The organism is Ruminococcus sp. (assembly GCF_017650195.1).
Taxonomy (GTDB): Bacteria; Bacillota; Clostridia; order Oscillospirales; family Ruminococcaceae; genus Ruminococcus.
The window spans coordinates 1-4,464 of sequence record NZ_JAGCFH010000096.1; the positions used below are offsets into that span (position 1 = coordinate 1).

The following is a 4,464-nucleotide window of genomic DNA, read 5'->3' on the forward strand; positions in this document are numbered from 1 at the left end:
ACTACACAAAGCAGAATGAATATGAGCCTGAGAAAATGAATATAAGCGACCTTGTTTCGTTCATCAGTGATGCTTCCAAGGACGAAAGTCTTTCAACATATTTCACTCCCGAAACAGTAGCACAGACCGAGCATCTTGCGATATTTACCAACAAGGTAAGAATAACCGAAGAACTTAATGCGACTAGCCTCGGAAATATGCTGGGAATGGACGAAAATGCTGTACAGCAGCTCATTATCATGCAAAACGGTGAAGAAGCTGCTACTTCTGTATATGCTCTCGTTAACTTCATTCTTACTGATGCAACTCAGAATACCGAGTCAGCATCACAGTTCGATACAGCAACCTTACAAAAACTTGGAACACTCCAAAAAATAATGGACATGACAATGAGCGGAACACCTCTTCCATACACCGATGCAGCAAAAATGTTTGGTATGGAAGAAGCCGCAATGAAGCAACTTTACATCATGAAGGAAACCAATGCATATGAGCTCAGTATTTCAATGCACGATATGGTGACCTTCCTCAGCGCTGCTAAAAATGAGATTTCCTCAATGGCAAATACAGAAATGCTTGCTAAGATAGAAATGCTGAAAAACATTATGGACGCTTCTACAGCTGGAATAGAATTCGATGAAAACAGCATTGCTGCATTAATGGGTTTCGAGCCTGACAAAGCACATCAGCTCCTCTTGCTCTATGATATCATCAGAGCCGACAGTGAATATAAGATGTCAGCCAAAAGCTTTGTAGAGCTTCTTATGAACTCCGTACTTACTGATGAAAATATGGCACAGAATTTTGCAGATGAAGATAAAAAGCAGCTTACGAGTTTCTCAAAACTCATCACCGCAGTTACAAACGATACCCCCTATACAAGCAGGGAAATAGCAGCTTTATTTGAAGGTATGTCAGAAGATATGGATGAGGATAAAATGTCGCTCATGTATCTTTACCATGATGCAAATGCAGCTTCTGACAAAACAAATACCATGTCCGTGGAACAACTTATGAACTATCTTAACGATACACTGATATATGATGACGCTTTCAAAACTGTACTTGATGATGAAATGATCGCCGATATCAAGCAGTCTGCCGCAGATTTGAATAACGGGATCAGGCAGCTCAAAGGTGACAACTATTCAAGACTTATCCTTTCGGTAACAATACCCGAAGAGGGTGCAGAAACCGATGCATTCTATGAACTGGTCAACAGCAAATGCAATGATCTGAACGGCAATTATCACCTGATAGGTTCTTCTGCAATGAACTATGAGATGGGTCAGACATTTGATAGAGAACTTCTACTGATAACCCTGCTCACCGCAACAGCAATATTTATAGTTGTACTCCTTACATTCCGTTCTTTTGCAGTTCCTGCAATACTGGTGCTGCTTGTACAATGTGGTGTATTCATAACGATCACAGTCGTAGGTTTTCAGGGATATAGCATCAATTATCTTGCACTTCTGATCGTTCAGTGTATACTCATGGGCTCAACGATAGACTATGGTATTCTATTCAGCAACTATTACCGGGAAGCACGAAAGACAAGCAAGCATGCGGAAGCGCTGAAACTGGCTTATGCAGGCTCCATACATACTATTCTTACCTCGGGACTTATAATGGTAATCGTAACTGCAATATTCGGTCAATGCTATGGTGAACCTACCATAGAACAAATATGCCAGACATTGTCTATAGGTGCTGCAAGTGTTATTCTTCTTATAGTATTCATCCTTCCTGGTATCCTTGCCTGCCTTGACCGTTTTACATCTGGAAATAACAGGCTGAAATAAAACGTGTCTGTAATAACGAATATTACTATTATTATCTGAATAAAAATAACAAGGCTCTCACATTTTTCAGTTGTGAGAGCCTTTATGTTTCTGAAAAAATTATGTATGAAAAAAGTGGTAAGAGCAGTTTTTTAAGTCCTGTAGTTTTCGTGAAATACAGTCATGAATTACTGATTACATTCAATACAGTGATTATCGCAAACACTGCAAAATAACTTCATTTGCTCATTATCCCAATTAATTCTTCCCATCTGAATCATTTTCTCATCTTTTCCCCAACATACAGCGCAATAACACACCTTTGGGTTATCACCTTCCAGTGTCAAATACGGCCATTCATACCTAACCAGCTTTTGCACCGTTTGTTTAGATTTTTGTAATTCTGAATTCTCTTCACGTAGTTTTGCTATCTCAGTCTGCATATCCAAAGCCTGTGAGCTTAAATCAATGAGTTGTTTATAAAGCTCGATATTATCTGCTTTTTGTGCTATTCCTATTGCGTCTTTTATTCCTTCATAACCTTAATTACATATCTCTTCACAAGGCCCCCATGTTCGTTTTGGGGCCTTAGATTTTTACAGTCACCTCTTTATGTCTCTTTGCATGTTTTCCAATCATATTGAAAGAAAGGATTCGATGTTTAAGGTTGGATATTCGGATATGTAGCCGCCGTACACAGTAATGCTGATTTAGAGTATATACAGCTGTTTCTATGATGCCGTTCATTTTTTGTTCATTTTTCGTTCGTTTTCAGCTGATGTTGAGAACTGTCCGAGCAAGGTGGATTTTAGTATATATTGCGACTATCAGAATGATTATTGTTGCAACACATCAAATTTAAAAGCTTTGCCATCGATTAGTACTATCTAAATATAATAAAATACTTGAAAACATGTATTCGGGATGTCAGACTGATACGGAACTCATCTCAAAATTGACATAAACTTATAATCAAATGTTTGTGACAAATGGTGTTAAGAGTATCATCAGCATACATACAGGGCAGATGAACTTTATCATTATATTGTAAAGGAGCTTTGAGCGGAAACGCTTTTCGCCCAGCATTACCTCTTCTTCTATGTACTTTACTTTCACAATATAGCCTATGAGTATACAGGTAAGAAGAGCGAGTATAGGCATCATTATGTTGTTTGTGATGAAATCGAAGAAATCAAGTATCTGCATGCCTAACAGTTTTATATCAGACCACGCACTGTATCCGAGAACAGAGAACATACCTAAGATGAATGTTGCAAATATTACTATTACACAGCTCTTAGCGCGACCGAAACTGAATTTCTCGATCACAACAGCTGTAACGGTCTCCATAAGAGATATGGATGAGGTAAGTGCGGCAAGAGTGACGAGTATAAAGAATGCTGCACCGATAAATTGTCCTGCAGGCATTGTTGCAAATACCTTGGGAAGCGTATTAAACATAAGTCCGGGACCTGCATTGAGTGAATCACTATCACCATTTGAGAAAATGAATACAGCAGGAACGATTATCATACCTGCAAGTATAGCCACGGCTGTGTCAAATATTTCTATCTGTCGAACAGAACTTTCAAGAGAGTCTTCCTTTCGCATATAAGATCCGTATGTCACCATTATGCCCATCGCTATGGACATTGAGTAGAAAAGCTGTCCGCAGGCTGCTGCAATTGTTTGTAAGAACTTAGTAGGTGTGAAGCCATTAAGATTGGGAAGCAGATAGTACTTGAGTCCTCTGCCAGCACCGTCAAGAGTAAGGGTATATACCGAAATCGCTACGATAAGCAGGAGTAGTATAGGCATAAGTAATTTGCTCACTTTTTCAATGCCCTTTTCAACTCCGAGGAATACAGCAACCGATGTAAAAAGCAGGAATATTATGAAAAATACTGTCGGCTGTGTGAAATGGCTGATAAAGTTGCTGAAAAAAGGTATTCTTTCCCCCGATGCTGTGATGTATTCGGCTGTTGAAACTTTTTTACCGCTGCCTATAATGAATACGTACATATATTTCAATACCCAGCCGCCTATAACGCAGTAATATGGTAGAATGAGCGCAGGTATCACGGCAGCAAGCAGTCCTAGAGGAGAGAAACGCTTGTCTACAGACTTGTATGCGCCAATAACACTTTGGCCTGTTTTTCTACCGATAGCTATTTCAGTGAGCATGAGTGCGAAGCCAAATGTTATGGCAAATACGATGTATACCATCAAAAATACACCGCCACCGTATTTAGCGGCAAGATATGGGAAACGCCAGATGTTACCTAGACCAACAGCCGAACCTGCCGCAGCAAGTATAAAGCCAATCTTAGAACCGAAGCCTCCCCTTTCAGAAACCTTGCTATTGTTTTTCATAAACATCGTCCTTTCAGTATGTCATTTACAAAATACAAATATAATTATATCATCATTGAGCAGAAAAATCAATCTCATGAATTGAATATATTTCAAAATACAGATATCCTTTCTATAACTAATATTACCGTTTATAATTATCCGTACCGCTAGCGGCTGCACTACTGTTATACTTGTTTTTCTTATAAAGAAATCCGCCCGTATTTGCATCTGTGGGTATTATTCTTTTTATTTAATTGTATACGCTGTTCTTAAAGACATTTATCCTGAAAATGATATGTAAAAATGCCTGCTTACGACATTTTCT

The 4,464-nt window shown here is 38.8% G+C and carries 2 protein-coding genes; one reads left to right on the top strand and one right to left on the bottom strand.

The window, feature by feature from the left end:
- A partial coding sequence (locus tag J6U00_RS04160; protein WP_296579294.1) for an MMPL family transporter occupies nt 1–1,805 on the top strand: 1,805 nt, incomplete at its 5' end.
- Nucleotides 1,806–2,756: 951 nt separating this feature from the next.
- On the opposite strand, the gene J6U00_RS04165 is transcribed toward J6U00_RS04160, so the two are convergent.
- Nucleotides 2,757–4,157, bottom strand: coding sequence for a sodium-dependent transporter (locus J6U00_RS04165; RefSeq protein WP_296579297.1), 1,401 nt, complete (start codon nt 4,155–4,157; stop codon nt 2,757–2,759).
- Nucleotides 4,158–4,464 lie beyond the last annotated feature (307 nt).